Origin of the sequence: Nocardiopsis sp. MG754419 (genome assembly GCF_018207095.1) — a bacterium.
Classification (GTDB): domain Bacteria; phylum Actinomycetota; class Actinomycetes; order Streptosporangiales; family Streptosporangiaceae; genus Nocardiopsis.
The window spans coordinates 1-24,074 of the sequence record NZ_QOCZ01000086.1 but is presented as its reverse complement, the minus strand read 5'-3'; the positions used below and the strand labels follow the sequence as shown (position 1 = coordinate 24,074).

Annotated in this window: 19 protein-coding genes and 1 pseudogene; 14 read left to right on the top strand and 6 right to left on the bottom strand. The window is 71.5% G+C overall.

The window, feature by feature from the left end:
* From DSY14_RS17165 to DSY14_RS17155, 3 genes are all read left to right on the top strand, one after another.
* Positions 1-385: nucleotide disphospho-sugar-binding domain-containing protein (locus DSY14_RS17165; RefSeq protein WP_374224021.1), on the top strand; the 385-nt coding region annotated here is incomplete at its 5' end.
* Positions 386-417: 32 nt separating this feature from the next.
* Positions 418-1,668: a beta-ketoacyl-ACP synthase II gene (fabF, locus tag DSY14_RS17160; RefSeq protein ID WP_211717589.1), complete on the top strand. Its 1,251-nt coding sequence runs from the start codon at positions 418-420 to the stop codon at positions 1,666-1,668.
* A gap of 273 nt (positions 1,669-1,941) precedes the next feature.
* A complete protein-coding gene (locus DSY14_RS17155; protein WP_211717588.1) occupies positions 1,942-2,823 on the top strand; it encodes an ABC transporter ATP-binding protein in 882 nt (293 codons plus the stop codon).
* Positions 2,824-3,082: 259 nt separating this feature from the next.
* Here DSY14_RS17155 and DSY14_RS17150 read toward each other — a convergent pair whose 3' ends face one another.
* A complete protein-coding gene (locus DSY14_RS17150) occupies positions 3,083-4,309 on the bottom strand; it encodes a class I SAM-dependent methyltransferase (RefSeq protein WP_211717587.1) in 1,227 nt (408 codons plus the stop codon).
* A 241-nt stretch (positions 4,310-4,550) separates the two neighbouring features.
* Here DSY14_RS17150 and fabG point away from each other — a divergent pair, with 241 nt between their 5' ends.
* Positions 4,551-5,264 carry a 3-oxoacyl-ACP reductase FabG gene (fabG, locus tag DSY14_RS17145; protein WP_211717586.1) on the top strand — a complete coding sequence of 238 codons (714 nt, stop codon included), beginning with the start codon at positions 4,551-4,553 and terminating at the stop codon, positions 5,262-5,264.
* A gap of 38 nt (positions 5,265-5,302) precedes the next feature.
* Positions 5,303-6,067 carry an SDR family NAD(P)-dependent oxidoreductase gene (locus tag DSY14_RS17140; RefSeq protein ID WP_211717585.1) on the top strand — a complete coding sequence of 255 codons (765 nt, stop codon included), beginning with the start codon at positions 5,303-5,305 and terminating at the stop codon, positions 6,065-6,067.
* 10 nt (positions 6,068-6,077) lie between these two features.
* Here the strand turns inward: DSY14_RS17140 and DSY14_RS17135 are convergent, their stop codons facing one another.
* From DSY14_RS17135 to DSY14_RS17115, 5 genes are all read right to left on the bottom strand, one after another.
* Entirely contained in the window at positions 6,078-7,052 is a 975-nt protein-coding gene (locus tag DSY14_RS17135) for an NAD(P)-dependent oxidoreductase (protein ID WP_211717584.1), read from the bottom strand.
* 25 nt (positions 7,053-7,077) lie between these two features.
* Positions 7,078-7,677, bottom strand: coding sequence for a dTDP-4-dehydrorhamnose 3,5-epimerase family protein (locus tag DSY14_RS17130; RefSeq protein ID WP_211717583.1), 600 nt, complete (start codon positions 7,675-7,677; stop codon positions 7,078-7,080).
* 36 nt (positions 7,678-7,713) lie between these two features.
* Positions 7,714-9,123 (bottom strand): NDP-hexose 2,3-dehydratase family protein, encoded by a 1,410-nt coding sequence (locus DSY14_RS17125; RefSeq protein ID WP_211717582.1) that lies wholly within the window; start codon positions 9,121-9,123, stop codon positions 7,714-7,716.
* Positions 9,120-10,229 (bottom strand): DegT/DnrJ/EryC1/StrS aminotransferase family protein, encoded by a 1,110-nt coding sequence (locus DSY14_RS17120; protein WP_211717581.1) that lies wholly within the window; start codon positions 10,227-10,229, stop codon positions 9,120-9,122. The genes DSY14_RS17125 and DSY14_RS17120 overlap by 4 nt, the downstream gene beginning before the upstream one ends.
* Positions 10,230-10,374: 145 nt before the next feature.
* Complete coding sequence (locus DSY14_RS17115; protein ID WP_307851256.1) at positions 10,375-11,010, bottom strand: LmbU family transcriptional regulator; 636 nt, start codon at positions 11,008-11,010, stop codon at positions 10,375-10,377.
* 846 nt (positions 11,011-11,856) lie between these two features.
* On the opposite strand from DSY14_RS17115, the gene DSY14_RS17110 reads away from it, so the two are divergent.
* From DSY14_RS17110 to DSY14_RS17070, 9 genes and pseudogenes are all read left to right on the top strand, one after another.
* Entirely contained in the window at positions 11,857-12,111 is a 255-nt protein-coding gene (locus DSY14_RS17110; RefSeq protein ID WP_211717579.1) for an acyl carrier protein, read from the top strand.
* Between the two features lie 50 nt (positions 12,112-12,161).
* On the top strand, positions 12,162-13,274 hold the full coding sequence (locus DSY14_RS17105; RefSeq protein ID WP_211717578.1) for a long-chain fatty acid--CoA ligase: 1,113 nt from the start codon (positions 12,162-12,164) through the stop codon (positions 13,272-13,274).
* Positions 13,274-14,797: an aromatic amino acid ammonia-lyase gene (locus tag DSY14_RS17100; RefSeq protein ID WP_249188030.1), complete on the top strand. Its 1,524-nt coding sequence runs from the start codon at positions 13,274-13,276 to the stop codon at positions 14,795-14,797. The genes DSY14_RS17105 and DSY14_RS17100 overlap by 1 nt, the downstream gene beginning before the upstream one ends.
* Complete coding sequence (locus DSY14_RS17095; RefSeq protein WP_211717577.1) at positions 14,784-16,649, top strand: ABC transporter ATP-binding protein; 1,866 nt, start codon at positions 14,784-14,786, stop codon at positions 16,647-16,649. Before DSY14_RS17100 ends, DSY14_RS17095 begins: the two co-directional genes overlap by 14 nt.
* On the top strand, positions 16,646-18,367 hold the full coding sequence (locus tag DSY14_RS17090) for a fatty acyl-AMP ligase (RefSeq protein WP_211717576.1): 1,722 nt from the start codon (positions 16,646-16,648) through the stop codon (positions 18,365-18,367). The genes DSY14_RS17095 and DSY14_RS17090 overlap by 4 nt, the downstream gene beginning before the upstream one ends.
* Positions 18,368-18,429: 62 nt before the next feature.
* On the top strand, positions 18,430-19,992 hold the full coding sequence (locus DSY14_RS17085; RefSeq protein ID WP_211717575.1) for an alpha/beta hydrolase: 1,563 nt from the start codon (positions 18,430-18,432) through the stop codon (positions 19,990-19,992).
* Positions 19,993-20,062: 70 nt separating this feature from the next.
* Positions 20,063-21,049, top strand: coding sequence for a Gfo/Idh/MocA family protein (locus DSY14_RS17080; protein ID WP_211717574.1), 987 nt, complete (start codon positions 20,063-20,065; stop codon positions 21,047-21,049).
* Between the two features lie 262 nt (positions 21,050-21,311).
* Positions 21,312-23,687, top strand: a complete 2,376-nt coding sequence (locus DSY14_RS17075; protein WP_211717573.1) for a M20/M25/M40 family metallo-hydrolase — start codon at positions 21,312-21,314, stop codon at positions 23,685-23,687.
* Positions 23,688-23,782: 95 nt separating this feature from the next.
* A pseudogene (locus DSY14_RS17070) lies at positions 23,783-24,074 on the top strand (carnitine dehydratase); the annotation flags it as partial.

Here is a 24,074-nt window from a genome sequence, read left to right as displayed (position 1 = left end):
CCAACGCGACCTGCCCGAGCTTCCCGACAACGTGCGCGTGGTGGAGTTCGCCCCCCTGCACGCCCTGCTGCCCACCTGCTCCGCCGTGGTCCACCACGGCGGTTGGGGAACGGTCTGTTCGGCCTCCTACGCGGGCACCCCGCAGGTCATCCTGCCCCAGCAACTCGACGCCCCCTTCATGGCCGACCGCATCGCCGGCGCCGGCGCCGGGCTCAGCCTGCCGCCGGCACGCGCCCTCGACGTGGGGGAGGCCGTGAGCCGTCTGCTGTCGGAGGAGGGTTTCGCCCGAGGTGCCGAGCGCCTGCGGGCCGACATGGCGGCCATGCCCGCGCCGAACGACGTCGTACCCGAGATCGAACGCCTGGTCGAGCACCACCGGCCCTGACGCGTCCACGGTCGGAAGAGGAGAAAGCGCCCATGAACGAAGCAGGAGGCGACCGCCGGGTCGTCATCACCGGTCGCGGGGTACTCTCACCGCTCGGAAACGGATGGGAGTCGACCTGGGACGCCATGGTGCGGGGCCGGGTCGGTGTGCGGCGCATCGCCGCCTTCGACACCGAGGGCCTGGACGTGCGGATCGGTGCGGAGGTCGGTGACTTCGACCCGGCCGGCGCGCTCCCGCGCCCCCTGGCGCGGCGGACCGGGCGTTCCCTGCAGTACGGCCTGGTCGCCGCGGACATGGCGCTGCGCGACGCGGGCCTGACGGTCGACGAGACCAACGCACCGCGGCTGGGCGTCCTGGCCGGCTCCGTCGTCGGGCCCACGGAGGCCGTCATCGACACCTCGGACGAACTGCGCCTCCACGGCCCGGCGGGGGTCAGCCCGTACTCGTTCGCGATGACCGGGATCGTTCCCCCCGCGGGGGAGATCGGGGTCCACGTGGGTGCGCGCGGCCCCACGGCCACGATGGCCACGGCCTGCGCCACGGGAGCCACCTGCCTGGGGGAGGGCGCGCGCATGATCCGCGAGGGGCGGGCCGACATCGTCCTGGCCGGGGGCATGGACGCGTTCTCGCGCTTCGAGATCGCGGTCGCCTCCCGGGCGGGCGCGCTGTCCCGCCGCAACGACGAACCCGAGCGGGCCAGCCGACCCTTCGACCGTGACCGGGACGGCTTCGTCATGGGTTCGGGCGCCGGCATGCTCGTGCTGGAGAGCGCGGAGCACGCCCGTCGCCGGGGCGCCCGCGTGCACGCGGAGTTGGCCGGGTACGGGGCGACGGCGGACGCGCACCACCTCACCGCGCCCCGTCCCGACGGAGAGGGAGTGGAGCGCGCGTTGCGCACCGCCCTGGCGGACGCGCGGGTCGACCCGGGCGACGTGGACTACGTCAACGCGCACGGTACGAGCACCCCGCTCAACGACGCCGCGGAGGCCCGTGTGTTGCGCACGGTGTTCGGGGAACGCGGTCACGACCTCCCCGTGAGCTCGACCAAGAGCATGACCGGGCACATGCTCGCCGCCGGTGGGGCCGTCGAGGCGGCGGTGTTGACCGCGGTCATCGCCGAGGGGGTCGTGCCCCCGACGGTCAACTGCGACGACCCCGAGGACGTCGGACTCGACCTGGTCCCGCACCAGGCCAGAGAACACCGTGTGGAGGTGGCCGTGAGCGACTCCTTCGGTTTCGGCGGGCACAACGCCGTTCTGGTCCTTCGCCGGTGGAGGGGCTGAGGGTCCCGACGGACCGGTTCGCCGACGATTGGCCGGGTCCGGCCCTCACCAAGGCACGGAACCGCTCAGGGGGTACTGTGCGTAATCATGAACGGCCCTCCCGTCCACACCCGACGGTGCCTCGTCACCGCCGGTGGAGGGCCCGGTGCGAGGAAGAGGTGTCGGCATGCCCGTCAAACTCAGCGTTCCCCGACCGCGGTCGTGTCGTCACCGGTCCGGCCCCGGGGAGCGCCGGGGTGCGTGGTCGGTCCGCGGGACGGTGGGAGAAGCGCGGTGAGAGCCGGGATCGAGGCCCGTGGCGTGGGGATCAGCACCCCCTCCACCACGGTTCTGAGTGACATCTCCCTGACACTGGCACCGCACCGGATCCACGGTCTGGTGGGGCGCAACGGCTCGGGCAAGAGCTCCCTGTTGTCCGTGCTCGGGGGGCTGTGCAGGCCGACCCGTGGTCGGGTCCTGTTGGACGGTCTGCCCGTGCTGGAGCACGAGTCCGCCCTGCGGCGGATCTGCCTGGTCGGGCCGAGCTCCGAACAGTTCTCGTACTCGGCCACCGTGGCCTCCACCCTGGCCTTCGCGGCCTCGCTCCGGCCCGACTGGGACCACGACTACGCGCGTGCGCTGGTGGCCCGGTTCCGGCTGCCCCTCGAACGGCCCCTGCGGCACCTGTCCGGTGGGACCCGGGCCGCGGTGTCCGCGGTCGTCGGTCTGGCCTCTCGGGCTCCCGTCACGCTCTTCGACGAGTGCCAGGTCGGGATGGACACCTCCGTGCGGGAGATCTTCTTCGACGAGATCCTGGCCGACACCATGGCCAGACCGCGCACCGTGGTGATCGCCGCCAGCCTCGCGGAGGAGATCGGCGCGCTCTGCGACGAGATGGTCATCCTCGACCAGGGGCACGTGGTGCTCCAGGAGTCGACCGACTTCCTGCGCTTACGCGGGCTCCGGGTGACCGGTGCCGTCGAGGCGGTGGACCGTTTCGCCGCCGAGCTGTTGGTGCTGGACGAACACGTCCTGGGCAGGACCAAGACGGCCACGGTCTACGGTCGTCCGCCCGACGAGGTGCTCGCCGGTGCCCGTGCCGAGGGCATCGATCTGGGCCCCATCGACCTCCAGGAACTCTTCCTGCACCTGACCAGGGAACCTCGACGGTGGTGACGGCCGGGCCGGACACCGGCCCGGCCGTCGTGGTCTCGGGCCGGTCCCGGGCCCACGGGCACCGGTGACGTGCGTGGGCCTCGCCGCGGGGTCCATCGGCCTCCGCCGGTGACCTTCGGTGGAGGACCCGACCGACCCCGATCCGGCCCCACCCGCGTGCGCGGTGCTCGCGGGTGCTCACCGGGACGGCCGCCCGGCCGGGGCCGACCGTGTTCCGTGCGTCGGTCGGGGCCGACCGACGCACGGCGACCCGAGCCGGTCAGCCGACCTCGACACGGGGCACGTACTGGATCCAGGCGCCGCCGGACTCACGGACGCCCCGTTCGTTGGCCATGATCTCCTCGGCGTGGTTCCAGGCCAGCAGGAGGACGTGGTCGGGTCGGTCCGCGGCGAAACGCTCGTGGGGCACGACGGGGATGTGCGAGCCCGGGGTCAGCCGGCCCTGCTTGGCCGGGGTGGTGTCGGCGATGTACTCGATCAGGTCGGGCCCGATACCGCAGTAGTTCAGGACCGTCGCGCTCTTGGCGGTGGCGCCGTACCCCACGACCTTCCTGCCCTCCTTGGCCAGCCCCTGGAGGAGTTCCAGCAGGTCGTCGCGGATCGCGCGCACCCGGGTGGCGAACCCCGTCAGGGTGGCCTCGTCGGTCAGCCGTGACTCCTGCTCCGCGCGCAGCGTCCGGGTCACGGAAGCGCCGACCGGTCGGCTCCCGGCCCTGGCCAGGGTGTAGCGGGCCTCTCCACCGTGCACCGGGAGCAGTTCCACGTCGACCAGTTCGAGCCCGTACCTGCTCGCCATGGCCTGGACCGAGTGCGCCGTGAAGAAGTAGAAGTGCTCGTCGTAGATCTGGTCGAACGAGTTCCGTCGCACGATCTCCGCCCAGTAGGGATCCTCGAAGACGAAGACGCCGTTCTCCGCCAGAAGCGCGTCGACCCCTTCGAGGACCGACCCGATGTAGGGGATGTGGCACAGGGTGTTCGCCGCGTAGATGACGTCCGCTCGACCGTCCTCGGCGAGAACGGACGCCGCCGTCCCCGCCTCGAAGAAGTCCTTGCGCACCCGCACGCCCTTGGCGGCCGCGCGGTCGGCCACCCCGCCCGAGGGTTCGACGCCCAGGTGCCGCACGCCGGCCTCGGCGACGGTGCCGAGCATGATGCCGTCGTTGCAGCCCAACTCCACGATGAAGGGGTCGTCCCCGGTCAGTTCGGTGTCGAGGAAGCGTCGGGCCAGGCCGGAGAAGTGCGCGCGCATCACCGAGGATCCCGAGGACAGGTAGGGGTAGTCCTCGTGGAACATGCGTTCGCGCGGCACCTCCTCCATCAGCTGGACCATGGTGCACTCCTCGCACACGCCCACGGCCAGCCGGAAGAAGTACTCCTCGTCCGTCGCCGCGGGGTCCCTGAAAGCGTCCGACAACGGCTGCTCACCGAAGTCGACGAACTCCCGGACCCTGGAGGAACAGATACGACATGTGGTGGTGCTTTCCATGACTGTGATTGTCCCCTTCTCGAAGACCCGGACGTGGGAGAGGAAAGTATCTCGCATTGATGCTAATGACGTCCGAGGGACGGGTAAAGGTCGGGTGTCCCCCATTTCCTTCGGCGTCGCGTGAATATCCCGTGCAATGCGGGCTGGACATTGTCCGTCCCTCGACTGCTACGCTCGTTCCGAGTTTCTCCCGGGATTATTCCGATGTCGAATTCCCGGATGATGTCGGTGGAGGTCTTTCATGGACAGGTCCGTTCTGGTGACCGGTGGGAATCGTGGGATCGGTCGGGAGATCGCCCGTGCGTTCGTCGCGAGCGGTGACCGGGTGGCCGTCACGCACCGTTCGGGAGGCGTCCCCGAGGGTGTTCTCGGGGTGCCCTGTGACGTCACCGACCCCGAACAGGTCGACGCCGCCTTCACCCGGGTGGAACGTGAGCACGGCCCCGTCCGGGTCGTGGTCTCCAACGCGGGCATCACGCGCGACCGGCTCATGGCGACCATGGGCGAGGAGGACTTCGCGGCGGTCGTGGACACCAACCTGGTCGCCGCCTACCGGGTGGCGCGGCGCGCGGTGCGCGGCATGCTCCGGGACCGGGAGGGTTCCGGAGGCCGGATCGTCTTCGTGTCCTCGATCAGCGCGCTGCTCGGCTCCGCGGGTCAGGCCAACTACGCCTCCTCCAAGGCCGGCCTCATCGGCCTGGCCCGGTCGATGGCCAGGGAACTGGGGTCGCGGGACGTCACGGTCAACGTCGTGGCGCCCGGGCTCATCGATACCGACATGACGGCCGACCTGCCCGCACGGCGCCGGGAGCGGATGCTGGCCGGTGCGCCCATCCCCAGGGCGGGGACCCCGGGGGACGTCGCCGCCGCGGTGCGCTTCCTCTGCTCGCCGGAGGCGGGGTACGTCACGGGCGCCGTCCTGCCCGTCGACGGCGGGGCCGGGATGGGGCACTGAGCTCCGCTACCGACGCACACGACCGAGAGGGAACAGTCATGGATCTGGGGTTGCGCGGGGCTCGCGTGCTCGTCACCGGGGCCAGCCGGGGGATCGGCCGATCGATCGCCGAGGTCTTCGCCGAGGAGGGCGCCGACCTGGCGCTCTGTGCCCGTGACGGCGCGGCGCTCAAGGTGGAGGCCGACGCGCTGACCGAGCGGCACGGTGTCCGCGTGGTCGCCAGGGGCGCCGACGTCTCCGTCCCCGAGGAGCTCGCCGCGTTCGTGGCGGCCTCCGCGCGGGAGCTGGGCGGGCTCGACGTCGTCGTCTCGAACGTCTCCGGAGGGGGCGCGCCCACCCCGGAGCAGTGGCGGCGCGGTTTCGAGTCCGACCTCATGCCGTTCGTGGGTCTGGTGGAGGAGGCCGGACCCCACCTGGAGGCCTCCTCCAGAGCCGCGGTGGTGCTCATCTCCAGCACGTCCGCGCTGCACGTCACCGCGCCCTCGGGGGCCAAGGCCTACGGTCCGATGAAGGCGGCCATGAACCACTACGCCTCCGCGCTCGCCCATGAGTGGGCGCCGCGCGGTGTGCGGGTGAACACGGTCTCCCCGGGACCCACCGAGTTCCCCGGGGGCGGGTGGGCGATCCGTCGGGACCGCGAACCGGAGTACTACGCGGCCATCCGTTCGCGGATCCCCGTCGGGCGGATGGGCCGTCCGGAGGAGATCGCGCGGGCGGTCGCCTTCGTGGCCTCCCCGTCCGCCGGGTTCGTCATCGGGGCCAACCTCCTGGTCGACGGCGGGTTCCTCGACCGGATCCGCTGACCGCGCGGCCTCACCCGCGGGGGAGGGACGCGGCCAGGGCGTCGACGGTCCGCGCCAGCCCCTCCCGAAGATCCACGCGGGGGCGCCACCCGGTCCTCTCCCGGAAGGCGGAGGCGTCGATCGTGTACCCCTCGAAGTCCGCCGCCAGGGCGGTACCCGGGGGGTGTGACGGCACGAGCGCAACGGGGGCGTCCCCGGTCCGGGCCGCGGTGAGCTCGGCGATGGCGGAGAACAACTCCGACACCCGCAGCTCCCGGCCCGACCCCAGGACCCAGTGCCGGCCGCCGAGCCCCTCGACGTGGTCCAGCGCGGTGACGAAGGCGCGCGCGGCGTCCTCCACGTGCAGCAGATCCCGGCGCACCGCACCGTCGTGCCACAGGGGAAGCGACTCGCCGCGCAGCGCCCGCGTGGTCATGACGGAGACCACGCCGTGCCCGCACCCGGCCGGACCGGGGACGGAGCCGTACACCACCGGCAACCGAAGGCTCAGTCCCCGGACCGCGCCCTCCTCCGTGGCGGCCAACAGGGCCCGTTCGGCCTCCAGCTTCTGGGCGTCGTAGTCGGTCGTGGGTTCGTCGGGCTCCGAGCCGTCGATGGTCCCCACGCCGTACCGGCCGGCCTGCGAGGTGCTCCCCGCGAACACCACCGTGGGTCGGCGGCCTTCCCGGCCGAGGGCCCGGGTCACCTCCGAGAGCAGGCCGACGTTGACCCGACGGGTGTGCGCGTCGTCGCCCACGCGCCAGCTCTTGCCCGAGGTCCGGTGCGCCACCAGGTGGATCACGGCGTCGCTGCCCGACACCGCGCGCTCGACCGCGCCGGGGTCGGTGAGGTCCGCGAGGAGCGTCTCCGTCCCCGGCGGGGCGGGCACCGACCGACGGGAGACCGCCCGTACCCGGTAGGCGGACCGGGACAGTTCCGCGGTGATGGCCGTGCCGAGGAACCCGCCCGCCCCCAGCACGGTCACCAGGGGTGCCTCACCTGACATGACGGTCCTTTCCATCGAGGATCGCTCAACCCAACGTTCGACGCTCGAGCTCCCGGCAGACCTCGTAGTCCGGGAGCCCACCCGCGGCCGCGGCCTCGCGCAGGGTGGGCGCTACCCGGTCGCGGTCGGACAGGATCGGTTCTTCCGCGGGCAGCGGCAGGTCCAGTTCGGGGTCGAACAGCGACACCGCCTTCTCGTGTTCGGGCGCGTACCCTCCCGAGAGCAGGTAGGACACCACGGTGTCGTCCTCATGGGCCACGTAGCCGTGGCCGACCCCGACCGGCACGTAGACGGCGCGGAAGTCCTCGGGGTCCAGGACGGTGGATTCCACCCGACCGAACGTCGGCGACCCCGTTCTCAGGTCGACGATGAAGTCGGTGACCCGGCCCCGCGGGCAGTAGACGTAGGTCGCCATCCCCGGCGGCGCGTCGGTGTAGTGGACCCCGCGGACCACGCCGCGCCGGGAGACGCTGTGCCCGGTCTGGGCCAGGGGGAAGTGCCGGAAGCCCGTCTGCTCGGCGAAGACGTCCCCCTGGAAGGGGGCGACGAAGAGCCCCCGTCGGTCGGGGAAGACGGTGGGGGTGAACTCGTGGGCCCCGATGATCCCGAGTGCTCGTGCCTTCATGTCCGCGTCCTCCTCAACGGTCGTTCCATCGTGCTCTCACCACAGTCCGTGCAGGCAGGCGAGCAGGCTCCGCGCCTCGACGTTGACGTGGTTGCCGTGGCGCATCAGCCTCGTCAGGGGCTCCAGCGCGGTCCACCGGAACCGCTCGGGGTCGGGTTCGGGTACGGGCCCGCGCGCCTCGACGATCCGGTAGCGGGTGTCCGCGTGGTGGAAGCGGCCACCCTCCTCCGACATCACCGCGTCGAACCGCACCACCGAGGACTCCGGATCGAGCGCCTCCCGCAGGTAGGGCACCCGTCCGTCCGGCGCGGCCGGATCCAGACCCGCCGGGATCTGGACCGTCGGCCCGATCTCCACGTGCCCCATCAGCCCCGGTTCGGGCCGCGCCTGCACGAGCACCTGGAGTACCCCGTCCACCACCCGGGTGACCAGGACCGACGTGCCCTGGCCCCGCGGTTCCAGCAAGGGTTGGGACCACTGGGCGACCTCCCGGACCCGCGCCGTGACCCGGGCGCCGATGATGCGGAAGTCCCGGTCGGCGTCGTCGCGCAGCGCGCCGCCCTCCCGGCGCCACCCCCGCACCTCGGCCAGGGGCACGGGTCGGGCCCGCCAGGTGTTCGCGGCCCGGGCGTCGTTCAGCCAGCTCGACAGCTCGGCCTCGGCGCGGGGACCGGGGGAGGTGTAGGAGCGGGCCAGGGCCGAGTGGAAGGAGTCCCCGGCCGGTTCCCCCGTGGGTCGGAAGGGCATGCAGGCCAGGACCGTCCGGGCGTCCATGTTCACGGCGTGGTCCACGCGCAGCATCGACAGGAGCGTGGTCAACGGGATCCAGCGGAAGTCCTCGTGCGGCTCGACCTCGTCCAGGGGTTCCACGACCATGTTGCGGTTGCGCTTGTGCCAGAACCACGCGCCCTGCTCGGACTGGAGAACGTCGACCAGCACGCGCCCCGGCGCCCGCCCGGTGAAGTAGTCGACGTAGCGGGTCGCCCGACCCTTGTGCCGACGGGTGTGGTTGCTGCGGGTCGCCTGGACCGTGGGGGAGAGCTGGATCGTGTTGAGGTTGCCCGGCTCCATCTTGGCCTGGACCAGACAGTGCGGCTCCCCGTCGACGTGCTTGACGAGGAACCCCAGGATCCCGATCTCGGGCTGGTGGATGATCGGCCGTTCGTACACGGCCTCGCCCGTGTCGAGCCGGACCCCCTCCACGGAGAAGAAGTGCCCCTCCTCGTGGACGAGGTCGCCGCTCGTCGGGTCGAAACCCCATCGGTCCAGTGCGGTCAGGGCGAGTGGGGCGACCGTGCAGTCGACGGCGGCGAGGCGGTCACGCCACCACCCCAGGTGCGGATCCGCGGCGTCGAGCGCGGGCCGGGTCGCGGCGCGGCGGGAGAAGAGGTCGTCGTCCGGTGCGTCGGTCGCGGCGGCCGCCCGGGGAGTGGGGGTGCGCGTCATCCGTTCGACAGGATCGTGCGCAGGGAGTCGATCACCTTGTCCTGGTCCTCCCGCCGCAGGGAGGGGTACATGGGCAGGGAGAAGATCTGGTCGGCCAGGGCCTCGGTGACCGGCAGCGACCCCTTCTCGTACCCCAGGTGGGCGAAGCCGCGCATCGTGTGCACGGGCCAGGGGTAGCTGATGTTGAGTTCCACCCCGATCCGCGACATCTCCGCGATGATCCGATCCCGCTCGGGGTGGCGCACCACGTACACGTAGTAGACGTGGTCGTTGCCGGGGGCCAGGACGGGCAATCCGATCCCGGTGTCGGCCAGGCCCTCCTCGTACCGGGCCGCGATGGCCCGACGGTCGGCGATGTAGCGGTCCAACCGGGTGAGCTTGCCGCGCAGGATCTCCGCGTGGACCTCATCCAGGCGGCTGTTGTGGCCGGGGGTGCTCTCGACGTAGTAGCGGTCCACCATGCCGTAGTACCGGAGACGGCGCAGCTCCGCCGCGGTCTCCTGGTTCCGGGTGATGGTGATGCCGCCGTCGCCGTACGCGCCCAAGACCTTGGTGGGGTAGAAGGAGAAGGCCGCGGCGTCGCCCATGCTGCCGGCGGTCCGCCCCTGGTGGGTCGCGCCGTGTGCCTGGGCGACGTCCTCCAGGACGGCGAGGCCGTGCCGTTCCGCGAGTTCCAGGACCGGGTCCATCGCCACGCACTGCCCGTAGAGGTGGACGGGCAGGATGCAGCGCGTGCGTTCGGTGATCGCCGACGACAGCGCGTCCGTGTCCATGAGGCAGGTGAGCGGGTCCACGTCCACGAAGACGGGGGTGGCGCCGACCGCGTCGATGGCCACGATCGTGGGCGCCGCGGTGTTGGAGACGGTGACGACCTCGTCGCCGGGGCCCACGCCCAGGGCCCGCAGACCGAGCACGATCGCGTTGGTGCCGTTGTCGACGCCCACACCGTGCTCGACCCCGCAGTACTGTGCGAACTCGCGCTCGAAGTCGGCGACGCTCCGGCCGAGGACGAGCATGCCGGACCGGAAGACCCGGTCGACGGCGCCGAGGATCTCCTGCCTCTCCGTCTCGTACTCGTCGGTGTAGCCCCACACGCGGATTGTCACGTCAGCCTCGTTTCTCTCTGGTCGGTGTCCGGGCGCTCCATGGGCCCGCGGGGAGACGTCTGCTGTGACCGGGCCCGCAGGGAGGGGCCGCGAGGGGCGGCCTCCCGTGCGGGCCCGGGCGGTCTCACGTCAGAGTCGGCGGGGCTCAGGCCCCGGCCGTGTGCCCGTCCTTGGGCGCGGCGGCCTGGTTGAGAACGGCGATCATCCAGGCGTCCAGGTCCTTGTCCTGTGCCTTGGCCGCGGTCTCCCAGCGCCGCTTGAGCTCCGCGCCCACCTTGACCTGGATGTTGGTCTCCTCCGGGCCGTTCTGGGTGAGGGGTTTCAGGCTCGCCTTGATCCGGCGCCGCAGCTCGTTCCTGGACCAGCCGAACCTCTCGGCACGGTCCAGCCAGCGGTCTTGTTCGTCCTGGGAGATCCCGGCGACCTCCGCGTGGTGTTGGAAGCTCAGTTCCGGGTGCCGACGGTGGACCTTGAACTGTCGGGCGATCCAGGCGTAGTTGCGCAGGGTCTGATAGCTCAGTCCGGTCTCGCTCACAGCCACCTGGTAGCGATCGGGGTAGTTGGCCTGGCCGTACACCAGCCAGTCCCCGAGCCACCAACTGGAGGAGTCCCAGAAGGTGAAGATCTTCGTGCCCAGACGCTGCCACTCGTCGAGCGGCAACCGGGGCGGCAGACTGAGCGAGGTCCGATCGGTCAGGGGTACCTCGTCCTTGTCGCCCAGCGCGTTCCGAGTCCGCTCCTCTTCCTTCTCGTTCGACCGAGGCCGCGGGTACCCGTTCACGTGATCCACCCTCGACACGGATTCCGATGGCATTACGTTTTTGGTAGAGTCCACAGTCGATTCGCCTCCGTGCCTCTCGATCAATGGTGATAGCCCAAAGAAATGATGGCTGGACTAACGGGGGTGCTTTCGCTTTCTGTTCGGGGGGTGAAAGTGTTTCCGACAATGGGACGCGCCAGAGTGTACTACGGTTCCCGCGTCTTGAGGAGTGGCATCGAGTGTCCTTCTGGGGCCCTACTTCGCAATGTAATGAGTCGACTGCATTAAGTAGTTGGATTTATGTGTTCTCTGTTGTGTTCTCCGGTTCCCAGTCCCACTTTTGACCTTGGCGAAGAAGGTCTGTTCTCGTGTTCCGATGGTCACGCGGCGTGGTGGTCGCCGGGAGCGACGGTGTCGATGTCGCAGGAAGAACCGTGTTTCGGTGCCCGTGTCGGGTGGCCTTCGGGGGTAGGGGGCGCGTATGGGGATGTGGATTTCTCCGGTGCAAAACCTGAAACTTGTTCATGGTTCAACCATTGGTCATCGAAAAACGGACACGTTCGGTCGAGCGGAAGTCGGCGGGATTCGTGCGCGAAGACCGTTCCGCATCCCGTGCCCCGAAGGTGGAAGCGTGGGGCGGCCGTGTCGGGCCGTCGGTGGGGATTCTCCCGCGCGCACGCGCCGCGTTGTGACCGAAGCGTCTCGCCGGCGAGACGGACCGGGTTTTCCGGGCCGTGGCGAAGCGTGCCCTGATAGGCGGGAACGGAGTCGCGTCCGGGGTGCGGTGTCGAGAATGACGACCGTGGTCCCCCACTAATATGTTTTCTCTCTTTCTCTGTGGCGAGGACTGCGGGTAGGTTGCCCCCTATGGTCGAAAAAGTAACCGACCCGCTGATTCTCTTCCAGCGGGCCATCGAGGATGTCACCGGAATCCCGGCCGCCGAGGTCGCGCCGGAAAAGACTTTGGCCGAGGATCTGGAACTCGATTCCCTCTCCCTGGTCGAGGTGGTTTTCGCACTTCAGAAGGCTACGGGGTGCGCTCTGCCCGAGGAGGAGTTGGTCGAGGCGAACACCGTCGAGGACCTCGTCCGTATTTTCCGTGAGAATTCTGAGAACCAATAAGTCTTTCTCGTCCCACCGCGTGGTCGAGGTGCCGTACGAGCGGAGTGAACGTGTCCTACACAGAGGTGAGCCCGGACCGGCTGTTCGCGGAGGGGACGGCATCGGACCGCCTCAACGAGCAACCGTGGCTGGTGCGGTGGGACACCGTCGACGAGGACCCTCGTGCCTCGCTCGACCGACTACTGCCGCCCGCCGTGGAGATCTGGACCTCGGGCTCGACGGGGGCCCGGCGGTGCTGGCGGCACACCCGGGAACAGCTCTGGGACGAGGCCGCCCTGCTGGCCGACGTGCTGGCGCCCGAGCGACCCGAAGCGGTGCTGTCGTTCGCGCCGCCCCGTCACCTCTACGGTCTGCTGGGCAGCGTCTTCGTCCCCGCGCTGCTCAGGGTGCCCGCCTGGTACCGTCCCCGGTTCTTCGGAGCCATGCCCCCGGCGGCGGCCGGGAGGTGGGGTGTGGTGGCGGTGCCCTGGACCTTCTCGATCCTGTCCCGGCACCTCGACTGGGTCCGGGACACGGCGCACCTGTCCCTGTTGCACAGCACCGCGATGCTGCCGGGCGCCGCCGACACGTTCCTTCGGGACGTCGGTGCCGACCGTGCCACGTTGTCCGAGGTCTTCGGCTCCACCGAGACGGGCGGGATCGCCCTGCGCCGGCACGGCGGTGACGGCCTCTGGCGGCTGTTCGACGACGTGGAGTTCGCCGAGGAGACCGGCGAGCACGAGGACGAGACACCCCTCGCGGTCCGGTCGCCCCGACTCGCCTCGGAAGGGGAAGGTCGGCCGTTGAGCCGATGGCGCACCGACGACCACGTCCAACGGGTCGGCGAGCGCGGCTTCCGCTTCGTGGGCCGGCGCCAGGCCCTGGTGAAGGTCAACGGACGCCGCTACAACCTCGACCTGCTCGAACGCGACCTGCGTGCCGCGGTCGACTGCGCGGACCTGGTCTGCGTCCCCGTGGCCCACGAGGTCAGCGGCGAGCACGTCGAGGTGCACGTCGTTCCCGAGCCCGGACGGCCACCCTCCACCCAGGCGGTACGCGCCCAGATCACCGCCGCCGGTATCGGCTTCCTCCCCAGTGCGGTCCGCTTCGTCGAAGCCGTCGAACGGACCGCGACCGGTAAGCCACGTCGCTCTCCGGCAACGGCCCTTTCCACTCAGGAGTGATGACCACCATGCACCACGAACAGAACGAGCCGGGCACGCTGGCCGCACTGCTGCACAGCGCCCGCTTCGGCGCGTCGATCGACCCCCTCTCCAGGGACGAGACGGAGCGCATGGCGGCGAGTCAGGCGGTCCTGGACAAGACACTGATGGACGGACGCCCGGTCTACGGGGTGACCCGTGGGTTCGGTCCCCTGGTGGCCTTCGAGGCCTCCGACTCCGCGGAGCAGCAGGGCGCGGGCCTCATCTCGCACCTGGGGACCGGCCAGGGCGAACCCCTCGGCCCCGAGACGTCACGCCTGGTCTTCCGGCTGCGGCTGCAGAGCATGCGTCGCGGCTACTCCGCGATCTCGCCCGAATGCTGGGACGTGCTGGCCCGGTTGTGGAACAGCGGGTTCACCCCGGTCATCCCGCGGGACGGCACCGTCAGCGCGAGCGGGGACCTGCAACCGCTCGCCCACGCGGCCCTCGCCCTGGCCGGACGCGGAGAGGCCTGGGTGCGGGAGGGCGACGCGTGGAGCGTGCGCCCCTCCGCGGAGGTCCTGCGCGAGCTCGGCCTGGCCCCCGTGGACTGGAACGCGCGTCAGGCACTGGCCTTCGTCAACGGCACCAGCGTCGGCCTGGCCGTCACCATGGTCAACCACGCCGAGGTGCTCCACCTCACCCGCGCCCTGGCCTCGCTCACCGCACGGGCGGTCGTCCTGCTCGGGGCCAACCCGGAGGCCTACCACGCGGGTCTGGGCCACGCCCGCGGGCAGGTCGGACAGCTCACGGCCGCGCGCTGGATCCGCTCCGAGCTGGCCGGGGCCGAGCACGGCCCCGACCGGCCGCTCCAGGAGCCCTACAGCCTGCGCTGCGCGCCCCAGGTGCTCGGCGCGGTGTTGGACCAGCTGTGGGCGCTGGAGGACATCCTCGTGCGCGAGGCCACCGGTACCACCGACAACCCCGTGTGTTACGAGGGCGAACTCCTCCACGGAGGCAACTTCCACGCGATGCCGGTCGGTCTGGCCTCCGACCAGCTCGGCCTGTGCCTGCAACAGGTCGCCTACCTGGCCGACCGCCAGCTCGCGCTGCTGTGCACCCCCGCCACCAACGGCGAACGAGCCCCCATGCTGACCCCCAACCCCGGCGTCTTCAGCGGCCTGGCCGGCGTGCAACTCAGCGCGACCTCGTTCGTCTCCCGCATCCGTCAGCTCGTCTACCCGGCCTCGCTGACCACCCTGCCCACCAACGGCGGCAACCAGGACCACGTTCCCATGGCGCTCAACGGCGCCAACGCGGTCGGGGACGCCCTCGACCTCGCGTGGTTGGTGGCCGGGTCACTCGCCGCCGGCCTCAACCAGCTGGCCTCGCTGACCGAGCGCGGCTCCGAGCCGGGGGGCCTGTGGGCGACCCTGGCGGACCGGATCCCGCCGTTGGACGAGGACCGGCCGATGGCGCCGGACGTGCGCGCGGCCCGCGCGATCGTGCGTGAACACGCCCAGGACACCGTCCGCGCCGACGGGGGCGACGATGGCCTCCGCTGAGGACGGGGAGGCGACCACGACCGACCGTTCCCCGCGTCGCCTCCTCCTGCCGGCCCTGCTTCCCGCGGGCCTGTGGCGCGACCTGTCGCCCTACCTCGGTTCCCAGCGCCGCATCCTCATCATCGGCGGCGTGCTCACCCTGCTCGGCAGTTTCGCCGGGCTGGCACAGCCGGTCGCCGCCAAGCTGGTGATCGACGGACTCGAGACCGAGGGCGGCGTCGCCGGCCTGTTGATCGTGCTCACCGCGTTCGTCCTGCTCGCGGCGGCCCTGAACGCGGGCGGCTACTACCTGCTCATGCGCGTCTCCGAGCAGGTCGTCTTCAGCGTCCGCCGACGCCTGGTGCGCCGCGCGCTGTGGCTGCGCGTGCCCGAGAGCGGACGCTACCCGCCCGGCGACCTGCTCTCCCGGTTGTCCTCGGACACCACCCTGATGCGCTCGGCCGTGGGTTCCGCCGTGGTCGAGACGGTCAACGGCGCCCTGGTCCTGGTGGCCATCCTCGTGATGATGGCGGTGATGGACTGGGTGCTGCTGCTCACCACACTGGGCACCCTGCTCTTCGCCGCGCTCTCGGTGGGCCTGCTCATGCCCCGTCTGGAACGGGCCTCCCGTGGCGCCCAGGAAGGGGTCGCCACGCTCAGCGAGGCGATGGAGCGCTCCCTGGGGGCCTTCCGCACGGTGAAGGCCGCCGGGGCCGAGACCGCGGAGGCGGCCTCCGCCGAGCGCGGAGCCGACCGGGCCCTGGAACACGGACTGCGGGCCGGGCGCATCGAGGCGGTGGTCAGCACCGTGGCCACGCTGGCCGTCCAGGTCGCCTTCCTGGCGGTACTGGGGGTCGGCGGAGCCCGGGTGGCGGCCGGGGCCATCGGCCTGGGCACCCTCATCGCCTTCCTGCTCTATCTCTTCTACCTGCTGCCACCGTTGGGCGCCATGGTGAGCGCGGTGTCCCAGCTCAACGTGTGCGCGGCCGCGCTCCGGCGGATCGGGGAGGTCCTGAGCCTGCGGGTCGAGGAGGGGGCGCCGGGAGCCGACCGACCCCTGCCCCCGCACGACGCCGGGCCCCGCCCCGACGACGGGGATGGGGAACCGCTGGACGTCGTCTTCGAGGACGTCGTCTTCCGCTACGCAGCGGACAAGGAGGCCGTGCACCACGGTGTCTCCTTCACCGCACCGGCCGCGGGGATGACGGCGCTCGTGGGTCCCTCGGGCGCCGGGAAGTCGACGGCCTTCGCCCTGATCGAGCGCTTCTACGAGCCGGAGTCCGGCCGCGTCCTGGTCGGGGGGCGCGACACCGCCGACTGGTCCCTGGGCGCACTCCGTTCGGAGATCGGCTTCGTGGAACAGGACGCCCCGGTGCTCGCCGGGTCGCTCCGGGAGAACCTCTGCCTGGGCAACCCGGGCGTCGCGCCGGAACGCCTGGACGACGCCCTGCGCGTCGCCCGCCTCACGGAACTGGTGGACCGGCTGCCGCAGGGGTTGGAGACCCAGGTGGGCCACCGGGGGAGCCGGCTGTCCGGCGGCGAACGCCAGAGGGTCGCCATCGCCCGGGCCCTGCTGCGCGCCCCGCGCCTGCTGCTGTTGGACGAGGCCACCTCCCAACTGGACGCCCGCAACGAGGCCGCGCTGCGGGAGGCGGTGGAGGAGATCAGCACCAGGACGACCGTCCTGGTGGTGGCGCACCGCCTGTCCACCGTGATGTCCGCCTCCCGGATCCTGGTGATGGAACAGGGCCGGGTCCGTGCCGTGGGGAGCCACACCGAACTGGTGGAGAACGACGACCTGTACCGGGAACTCGCCGCGACGCAGATGTTGGCGGCCGGGCGCAGCACCGACGACGACGCGGTGATCGGATGAGTACGCCGAACCCCGCCACGACCGATCGGACCGCGTTCCTGAGCCTGCCGGCCCTGGTCCGCGCGCACGCCCTCGAAGGAGGGCCGCGGACGGCGTTCGTCTTCCGGGACTTCCCCCGCTCGGGCGGGGGGAACGCGGTGGACACCGAACTGGGCTACGCCGACCTGGACCGCCGGGCCCGCTCGGTGGCCGCCGCCCTACGGCGCAGGGTCGGACCCGGGGACCGGGTCGCCGTGCTGTGCCCGCACACCGCCGGTTACGTCACCGCCTTCCTGGGCTGCCTCTACGCGGGCGTGATCGCGGTGCCCCTGCACGCCCCCGAACCCTTCCGCGGACCCGAGCGCGTGCACTCTGTCCTGGAGGACTGTGACCCGTCCCTGATCCTCACCACCGGACGGACACTGGCCGCCACGCGCACGATGCTCAAGGACACCCGCTTCGCGGACCTGCCCCTGTGCGAGGTGGAGGACCTCGCCGTGGGGGACGAGGACCACGACGGTGAGCCGCCCCGGGACCCGGACGCGACCGCCTACCTGCAGTACACCTCGGGCTCCACCGGCTCGCCCGCCGGCGTCCGCGTCTCGCACGGCAACCTGGTCGCGGCCTGCGGCCAGCTCGCGACGCACTTTCCCGAGGCCCGCACGGTCGTCTCCTGGGTGCCCTTCTTCCACGACATGGGACTGGTCTTCGGACTGGCCGCGCCCCTGGCCGCCGGACACCGTTCGGTTCAGCTCAGCCCCATGGCCTTCGTCCAGGACCCGCTCCGCTGGCTGCGGGCGATCGGGGACCACGCCGCCGAGTGGACGGTCACGCCCAACTTCGGCCTGGAACACTGCCTGGGCCGTCACCCCGACGACGCCCCCGACGTGGACCTGTCCTCGTTGGGCGCGCTCTCCGTCGCGGGCGAGCCCGTCCGGTCCACCACCCTCGACCGGTTCGCCGCCGAGTACGCGCCGGCGGGACTGCGCCGCTCGGCGCTGGCCCCCTGCTACGGACTGGCCGAGGCCACCCTCGCCGTCACCGCCACACCCCTGGGCGAGGGTCCCACCACGGTCTCCGTCGACCGGGGCGCCCTCGCCGAGGGCGAGGTCGTGCCGGTGACGTCGGACCCCGCCGGGCCCGACGCGATCCGGCTGGTCTCCTGCGGCACCCCCAAGCAGGGCGTCGAGGTGCGCATCGTCGGACCCGACGGCGCGCGGGTCGAGTCGGGGGCCCACGTCGGCCGGGTGTGGACGCGCGGCCCCAACAACGCCGACGGTTACTGGCGCAACCCCGAGCGTTCCGCGGAACGCTTCCGTGACGTCGACGGTCTCCGCTGGCTCGACACCGGGGACCTCGGCTTCGTCCACGCGGGGTCGCTGTTCGTCGTGGGACGGTCCGACGACGTCCTCGTGATCCGAGGCCGCAACCACTACCCCGACGACATCGAGGCCACCGTCCGGCGCGTCGTTCCGGGCACGGCGGCGGTCTTCACCACCGACGACGAGGCGGGCCCCCGGGTCGTCGTCGTCCTCGAACCCCGCGACGCCGGTCCGACCGACGGTGCGCACGCCATCGCCAAGGCCGTGCGCGACGCCGTGCAACGCGGACACGGCCTGAGCATCCACGCCCTGCTCCCGGTACGCCGCGGCACCATCCCCCGCACCACCAGCGGCAAGGTCCAGCGCGGCCGGTGCAGGGAGCGCTACCTCCAAGGACGGTTCGGCGATCCGCTGTGAACCGCTCCGCCCCCTCCCCCGCACGCGGGGCACCCATGTCCACCACCCGAAAGTCAGTGATCATGCCATTCCACCGAAACCGCGGCGTCGGCGCCGCGGTCGCCGTCACCACGGTGATGACCGCGGGCCTGCTCTCGGCCACACCCGCGCACGCCGCCCCGGAGATCGACTGGATCCCCTGCCCCGAGGAGATCCTCGCCCAGGTCCCGCCCGCGGAACAGGACCTGTTCACCTGCGCGTACTTCGTCGCACCCCTGGACCACGCCGACCCGGACGCCGGTGAGGCGGGGACGACCCTCGTGCGCCGGCAGGCGACCGAACCTGAGGGCTCCCAGGGCTCCCTGATGGTCAACCTGGGCGGCCCCGGCATGTCCGGTGTCATCGTGCCGATCGCCATGTCCGGCCTGCTCGGGGAGGAGGTCCTGGCGCAGTACGACCTGATCGGCTTCGACCCGCGGGGTATGACCCTGGACTGCTTCGGTTCCCCCGAGGAGCGGGAACGCGTGCTGTCCGACCTCACGTCCCTGCCCACGACCGCCGAGCAGGAACGGCTGACCCTGGCCGCCTTCGACGAGTACGGGCAGGCCTGCGCCGACTCCAGCGCCCTGGCCCCCCACGTCTCCACGGAGAACATCGCCCGCGACCTGGACCTGATGCGGGCGGCGCTGGGGGAGGAACGGCTGAACTTCGTGGGTATGTCCTACGGGTCGATGATCGCCTCGGTGTACGCCAACCTGTACCCCGAGACCACGGGCTCCCTCGTGCTGGACAGTCCCGTCGACGCCGCCCTGCGCGTCACGCGACCCCTGGAGTACGACCGCCAGCGGGCCCAGGGCTTCGAGGACGCCCTGGACGAACTGCTCGCACAGTGCGACGAGGCCGGCGCGGAGTGCGCCTTCGGTGACGGCGACCCCCGGACACGGTTCGACGAGGTCCGCGACGGTCTCCAGGAGAACGGGTCCGTGCTGTTGGAGGACGGCGAGGCGGTCACCCGGGCGTCCCTGACCACGAAGGTGGGCGACACCCTCCAGGGCTCACCGGTCTTCGGCGGCGACACCCCCGGTGACGTCCTGGCGTGGCTGCAGCGGGTGAGCGAGGCGCTCGAAGCACCGACCGAGGCGCCCGCGGACGCCACGACCGACGCGTCGGAGCAGCCGGCCGCGGCCGGTGCCGGAGGCTTCTCCTTCTACAACGACGACGCCTTCTACAGCATCAACTGCGCCGACCGCGGTTACCCGGCCACGCCCCGCCACGTCACGCGGACGGCCCAGAAGTGGGAGACGACGATGCCCACCTTCGGTAGGTCCCAGGCGTTCGAACAGTACGCCGCCTGTTCCCAGTGGCCCGACTCCGAGGCTCCGGCCTACCGTGGTCCGTGGGTCGCCTCCGTCGACGTTCCGCCCCTGGTCCTGGTCCACGAGCACGACGCGGCCACGCCGGTGAGCTTCGCCGAGCGCACCGCCGACCGCTTCCCGGGAGCCGGCTCGGTGCGCGTCGAGGGCTTCGGCCACGTCGTGCTCGGGTCCAACTCCTGCGCGGGCGCCGTGATCACGGACTACCTCGTGAACGGGGAGGTGCCGGGGGAGGACGTCTCCTGTGCCTCGGAGGCCCCGGTGTTCGGCTGATCGGCTCAGGTGAGTGTCCCGGACGGCGCGCGTGCGCCGTCCGGGACGTCCCGCGCTCGGAGGGAGAACGATGGAGAGAGTCGAGCCGTTGACGGTCGGAGCCGTCGGCTGTAGTGACGTCGCCTGGCGCCGCACCCTGCCCACGTTCCAGGCCCACGACGGGATCCGGCTGGTGTGCGTGGCCGGGCGTGATCCCGATCGGACGCGCCGCTACGCCGAGCGTTTCTCCTGTGCGGCCGAGCACGGGTACGAGGACCTGCTGCGGCGGGACGACGTCGAGGCGGTGTACCTGTCGCTGCCCGGCGCCCTGCACGCGGAGTGGGTGGAGCGCTCCCTGCTCGCCGGCAAACACGTCCTGGTGGAGAAGCCGTACGCGGTCGACCCCCAGGAGGCGTCCCGTCTGGAGGCCCTGGCCGCTAGGACGGGGCTGGTGCTGCTGGAGAACTACGCCTTCGTGCACCACCCGATGCACGACCACGTCCGCCGACTCGTCGACGACGGAGCGATCGGCGAGGTCCGTTCCTTCTCCTCGGCGTTCACCATTCCGCCGAAACCGTACGGAGACATCCGCTACCACAAGGAGTTGACCGGCGGCACGCTCCTGGACACCGGGGTCTACCCCCTACGCGCGGCGATGCTCATGCTCGACGCGGACCTGGAGGTCCACGCCGCGGTCATGCGCCGCGAACGCGAGCGGGACGCCGTGCTGTCCGGGGACGCGCTGTTGACCACCCCCTCCGGCGTGGCCGTCCACGTGGAGTTCGGGATGGAACACGGGTATCGCGCCCGCTACGAGATCCACGGTTCGGAGGGCGGACTGTTCGTGGACCGGGTCTTCACCCCACCCGCCGGTCACCCACCGGTCGTCACCCTGTGGCGCCAGAACCACCGCCAGGAGTTCACCCTGGAGGCGGCCGACCAACTCGCCCTGTTGGTCGGGGTCTTCCACCGCGCGGTCCGCGGCCGGGAGGCGATCGGAACGTTGGGCGAGCGTTCACTGCGCCTGTCCATGCTCACCCGGGACGTCGCTCGCCGGGCCGTCTACTTCGACGTCTGAGACGTCGGACCGAAGGCGCGACGGCACCATGGCCCTGAACCCGGCCCTGCTCGCGGGGCGAGGATCACCGTTGCGGTCCCTCGTGAGCGGGCCGCCATCGTTGCGCGGCCCGGCCCCAGAGGGCGTGCTCGCTCGGCGATGCGTCGGATGATCGTTCCTGACCGGTCCCGGTCAAGGAGCGGTGCGGGGCCTCGTGGGCCGTTACGGTTCGGATCGGGAGCCGGGGCGACCGCACCCGCGCGGGGACGACGAAGGGCGGCAGATGGCCCCGGGATCAACCGACCACGGACGGATCACCGACCACGAACCCACGAGAGCGGCCGGTTCCACGGTCCGCCGCATCTCCTTCGCCGGGCTGCTCCTGCTCTTGGCGCTCTCCGTGTTCACCCTGGTGGACCTGCGGCCACCCGATCCCGCACCCGAGAGCGCACCCGCATCGGAGTTCAGCGCCGAGCGGGCCTTTGCGCACGTCGAGCGGATCGCCGTCGCGCCGCACCCGGCGGGCACCGCCGAACACGCGCGGGTCCTCGACCACGTGGTCGGTGCTCTCGACGATCTCGGCCTGGACCCCGAGGTCCACGAGTCGATCGGGATCTCACCTATCGCCTACACCGGCACCGCGCCGGTGGGTCGGGTCCGGAACGTCGTCGCGGTGATCGAGGGCACCGAACCCACCGGCACGATTCTGTTGGCCGCCCACTACGACTCGGTGTCCTCGGGGCCCGGAGCCAACGACGACGCGGTCGGGGTCGCCGCCGTCCTGGAGACCGCACGTGCCCTGACCGAAGCGGACACACCCCCGCGCAACGACGTCGTCCTGCTCCTGACCGACGCGGAGGAGGCCGGTCTGCTCGGCGCGGAGGCGTTCACCGAGGATCATCCCTTGGGTGCCTCCGACGGCGTGGTACTCAACCACGAGGCGCGCGGCGCGGGCGGCACGGTCATGCTTTTTCGCACCACACCCGGGAGCGGTGACCTGGTGCGACTGTTCGCCGAGAGCGCGCCGCACCCCGCGGGGGACTCCCTCCTCGAGGAACTCTTCGCCGTCATGCCCAACGACACCGACTTCACCGCCTTCCGTGAGGGCGGCCTCACCGTTCTCGACTTCGCCTACGCCGGCCGCGGCGCCTACTATCACAGTGCCCTGGACACACCGGAGAACGTCGACCCCCGCACACTCCAGCAGATGGGCGCCAACACACTCGCCTTCTCACGTGCCCTGGCGGCGGAGGACCTGACCCCGCGGACGGTGGACGGGGCCGGTGAACCCGACCTGGCCTACTTCAATGTTCCCCCCGGCAGACTGGTCCACTTCCCGGTCTCCTGGGCGTTGCCACTGGCGGCCGTCGCCCTGCTGTCGGGCGTGGTCCTCGTGGCCGCCGCCCGACGCCGCGGGCTCGTGACGATTCCGAGGGTGCTCGCCTCGACCCTGCTCACTCCTGTGCTCCTGGGGGCGGGTGCCGCTGTCGGCTTAGGGTTCTGGCAGGTGCTGATAGCGGTGCGCCCGGGCCTCGCACGTGTGCCGACCGGTTCTCCCTACGAGCCGGTGTGGCTCGCGGTCGCCGCCGTGCTGATCGGGGTCGCCCTCGCCGCCCTGTGGTTCCTGTTGTGGCGACGGTGGTTGGGCGCCCACGCGCTCATGTTCGGTGGACTCCTGGTCTTGGGGGTGTTCGGGGTTCTGGTCGCGGCGGTGGCCCCCGGGGCCTCGTCCTTTCTGGTGTTGCCGGTGCTCGCGGCTTCCGGCGGCGGCCTGATCGCCCTGGTGGCCGACCCGGAGTCGCCCTGGCGCCCGGTGTTCTGGACGGTGGGGCTCGTCCCCACGGCGGTCCTCCTGCACACCGCGGCCTGGGGCACCCTCGAGCAGGGCATGGCAGAAGGCGTCGTCGTGACGCTCCCGCTGCTGGTGGCGGGCCTCCTGCTGTCGGCACCACTGGTGGACCTGCTGTGGCCGCTGCGGCGGGCGGCCCTGGTCCCGATGGCGGCGCTGGTGACCGCGGCGGCCACCGCGGTCGCCGGTCTGGCCGTCAACACCCACGACGCCGCACGTCCGCTTCCGGCTCGCCTGGCCTACACGCTCGATGCCGACACGGGCACCGCGGTGTGGGCGGTCCCACTCGACGAAGGAGAGACGGAGATCGCCGCGGCCGATTGGGCCGGTGGTTACGTGTCGGAGGAGGTCGTGGACCTGCCGGTGCCCGGACTCGGATGGTCCCGCGCGCGGGTCGGCGAAGCCGTGCCCGTCGACCTGCCCGCACCCGAACTGGAGGTCGTCGCCGACTCGGAGGAGGACGGCGAGCGACGCATCGCGCTCGAACTGTTCTCTCCCCGGGCTGCCGAGACGATCGGCCTGTACTTCGCGGAGGACAGTGATCGGGTTCGTGAGGTGACCGTCGAGGGTCGTGAGGTGAGGTTGATACCTGACGACTCGGGGCGGCTCGGTGCCCGGTTCCACGCACCGCGGACCGACCGGCCCGTGGAAATGGAGTTGGTGGTGGCCCCCGGACCGCTGCGGGTGACGGTCAAGGACGGCACCTCGGTACCGTCCGCGTTGGCGGAGATCCCTGGCTACGGACCCCCACCGGAGGAGTACTTCCTGCTGTTCAGCGAGGTGTCGGTGTTCACCACCCACGAACTCTGAGACGTCGGACCCGTCGGTCCGGGGCCCGGCCCGCCACCGTGTGGTGTGCCCGACCGGCCCTTTCCCGCCGAGGGGCACGGGCCCACAATGAGGACATGCCTCAGGACATGGACGCGACGACCCTTCGGGCCTGGACGGCGATCGGCGGCGGCGCGCCACCGCCGGCCGGGATCTCCCTGCGGACGGCCGGGGACGTGCTGCCCGCGGTGCTGCCCGTGCGCGACCTGGCCCGGGCTACCGTCGGCGCCTGCGCACTGGCCGCCGTCGAACTGCTCGCGGCCCGCAACGGCGGCGCGGCCCCGCGCGTGCTCGTGGACGAGGGTGCGGTGGCCACCGCGTTCACCAGCGAACGGCACCTGCGTGTGGACGGCCGCCGCCCCACCCCCT

Coding starts and splice junctions, on each gene's coding strand:
- fabF (WP_211717589.1), top strand. CDS start 418: ATGAACGAAGCAGGAGGCGACCGCCGGGTCGTCATCACCGGTCGCGGG.
- DSY14_RS17150 (WP_211717587.1), bottom strand. CDS start 4,309: ATGGAAAGCACCACCACATGTCGTATCTGTTCCTCCAGGGTCCGGGAG.
- fabG (WP_211717586.1), top strand. CDS start 4,551: ATGGACAGGTCCGTTCTGGTGACCGGTGGGAATCGTGGGATCGGTCGG.
- DSY14_RS17140 (WP_211717585.1), top strand. CDS start 5,303: ATGGATCTGGGGTTGCGCGGGGCTCGCGTGCTCGTCACCGGGGCCAGC.
- DSY14_RS17135 (WP_211717584.1), bottom strand. CDS start 7,052: ATGTCAGGTGAGGCACCCCTGGTGACCGTGCTGGGGGCGGGCGGGTTC.
- DSY14_RS17130 (WP_211717583.1), bottom strand. CDS start 7,677: ATGAAGGCACGAGCACTCGGGATCATCGGGGCCCACGAGTTCACCCCC.
- DSY14_RS17125 (WP_211717582.1), bottom strand. CDS start 9,123: ATGACGCGCACCCCCACTCCCCGGGCGGCCGCCGCGACCGACGCACCG.
- DSY14_RS17110 (WP_211717579.1), top strand. CDS start 11,857: ATGGTCGAAAAAGTAACCGACCCGCTGATTCTCTTCCAGCGGGCCATC.
- DSY14_RS17100 (WP_249188030.1), top strand. CDS start 13,274: ATGACCACCATGCACCACGAACAGAACGAGCCGGGCACGCTGGCCGCA.
- DSY14_RS17095 (WP_211717577.1), top strand. CDS start 14,784: ATGGCCTCCGCTGAGGACGGGGAGGCGACCACGACCGACCGTTCCCCG.
- DSY14_RS17090 (WP_211717576.1), top strand. CDS start 16,646: ATGAGTACGCCGAACCCCGCCACGACCGATCGGACCGCGTTCCTGAGC.
- DSY14_RS17085 (WP_211717575.1), top strand. CDS start 18,430: ATGCCATTCCACCGAAACCGCGGCGTCGGCGCCGCGGTCGCCGTCACC.
- DSY14_RS17080 (WP_211717574.1), top strand. CDS start 20,063: ATGGAGAGAGTCGAGCCGTTGACGGTCGGAGCCGTCGGCTGTAGTGAC.
- DSY14_RS17075 (WP_211717573.1), top strand. CDS start 21,312: ATGGCCCCGGGATCAACCGACCACGGACGGATCACCGACCACGAACCC.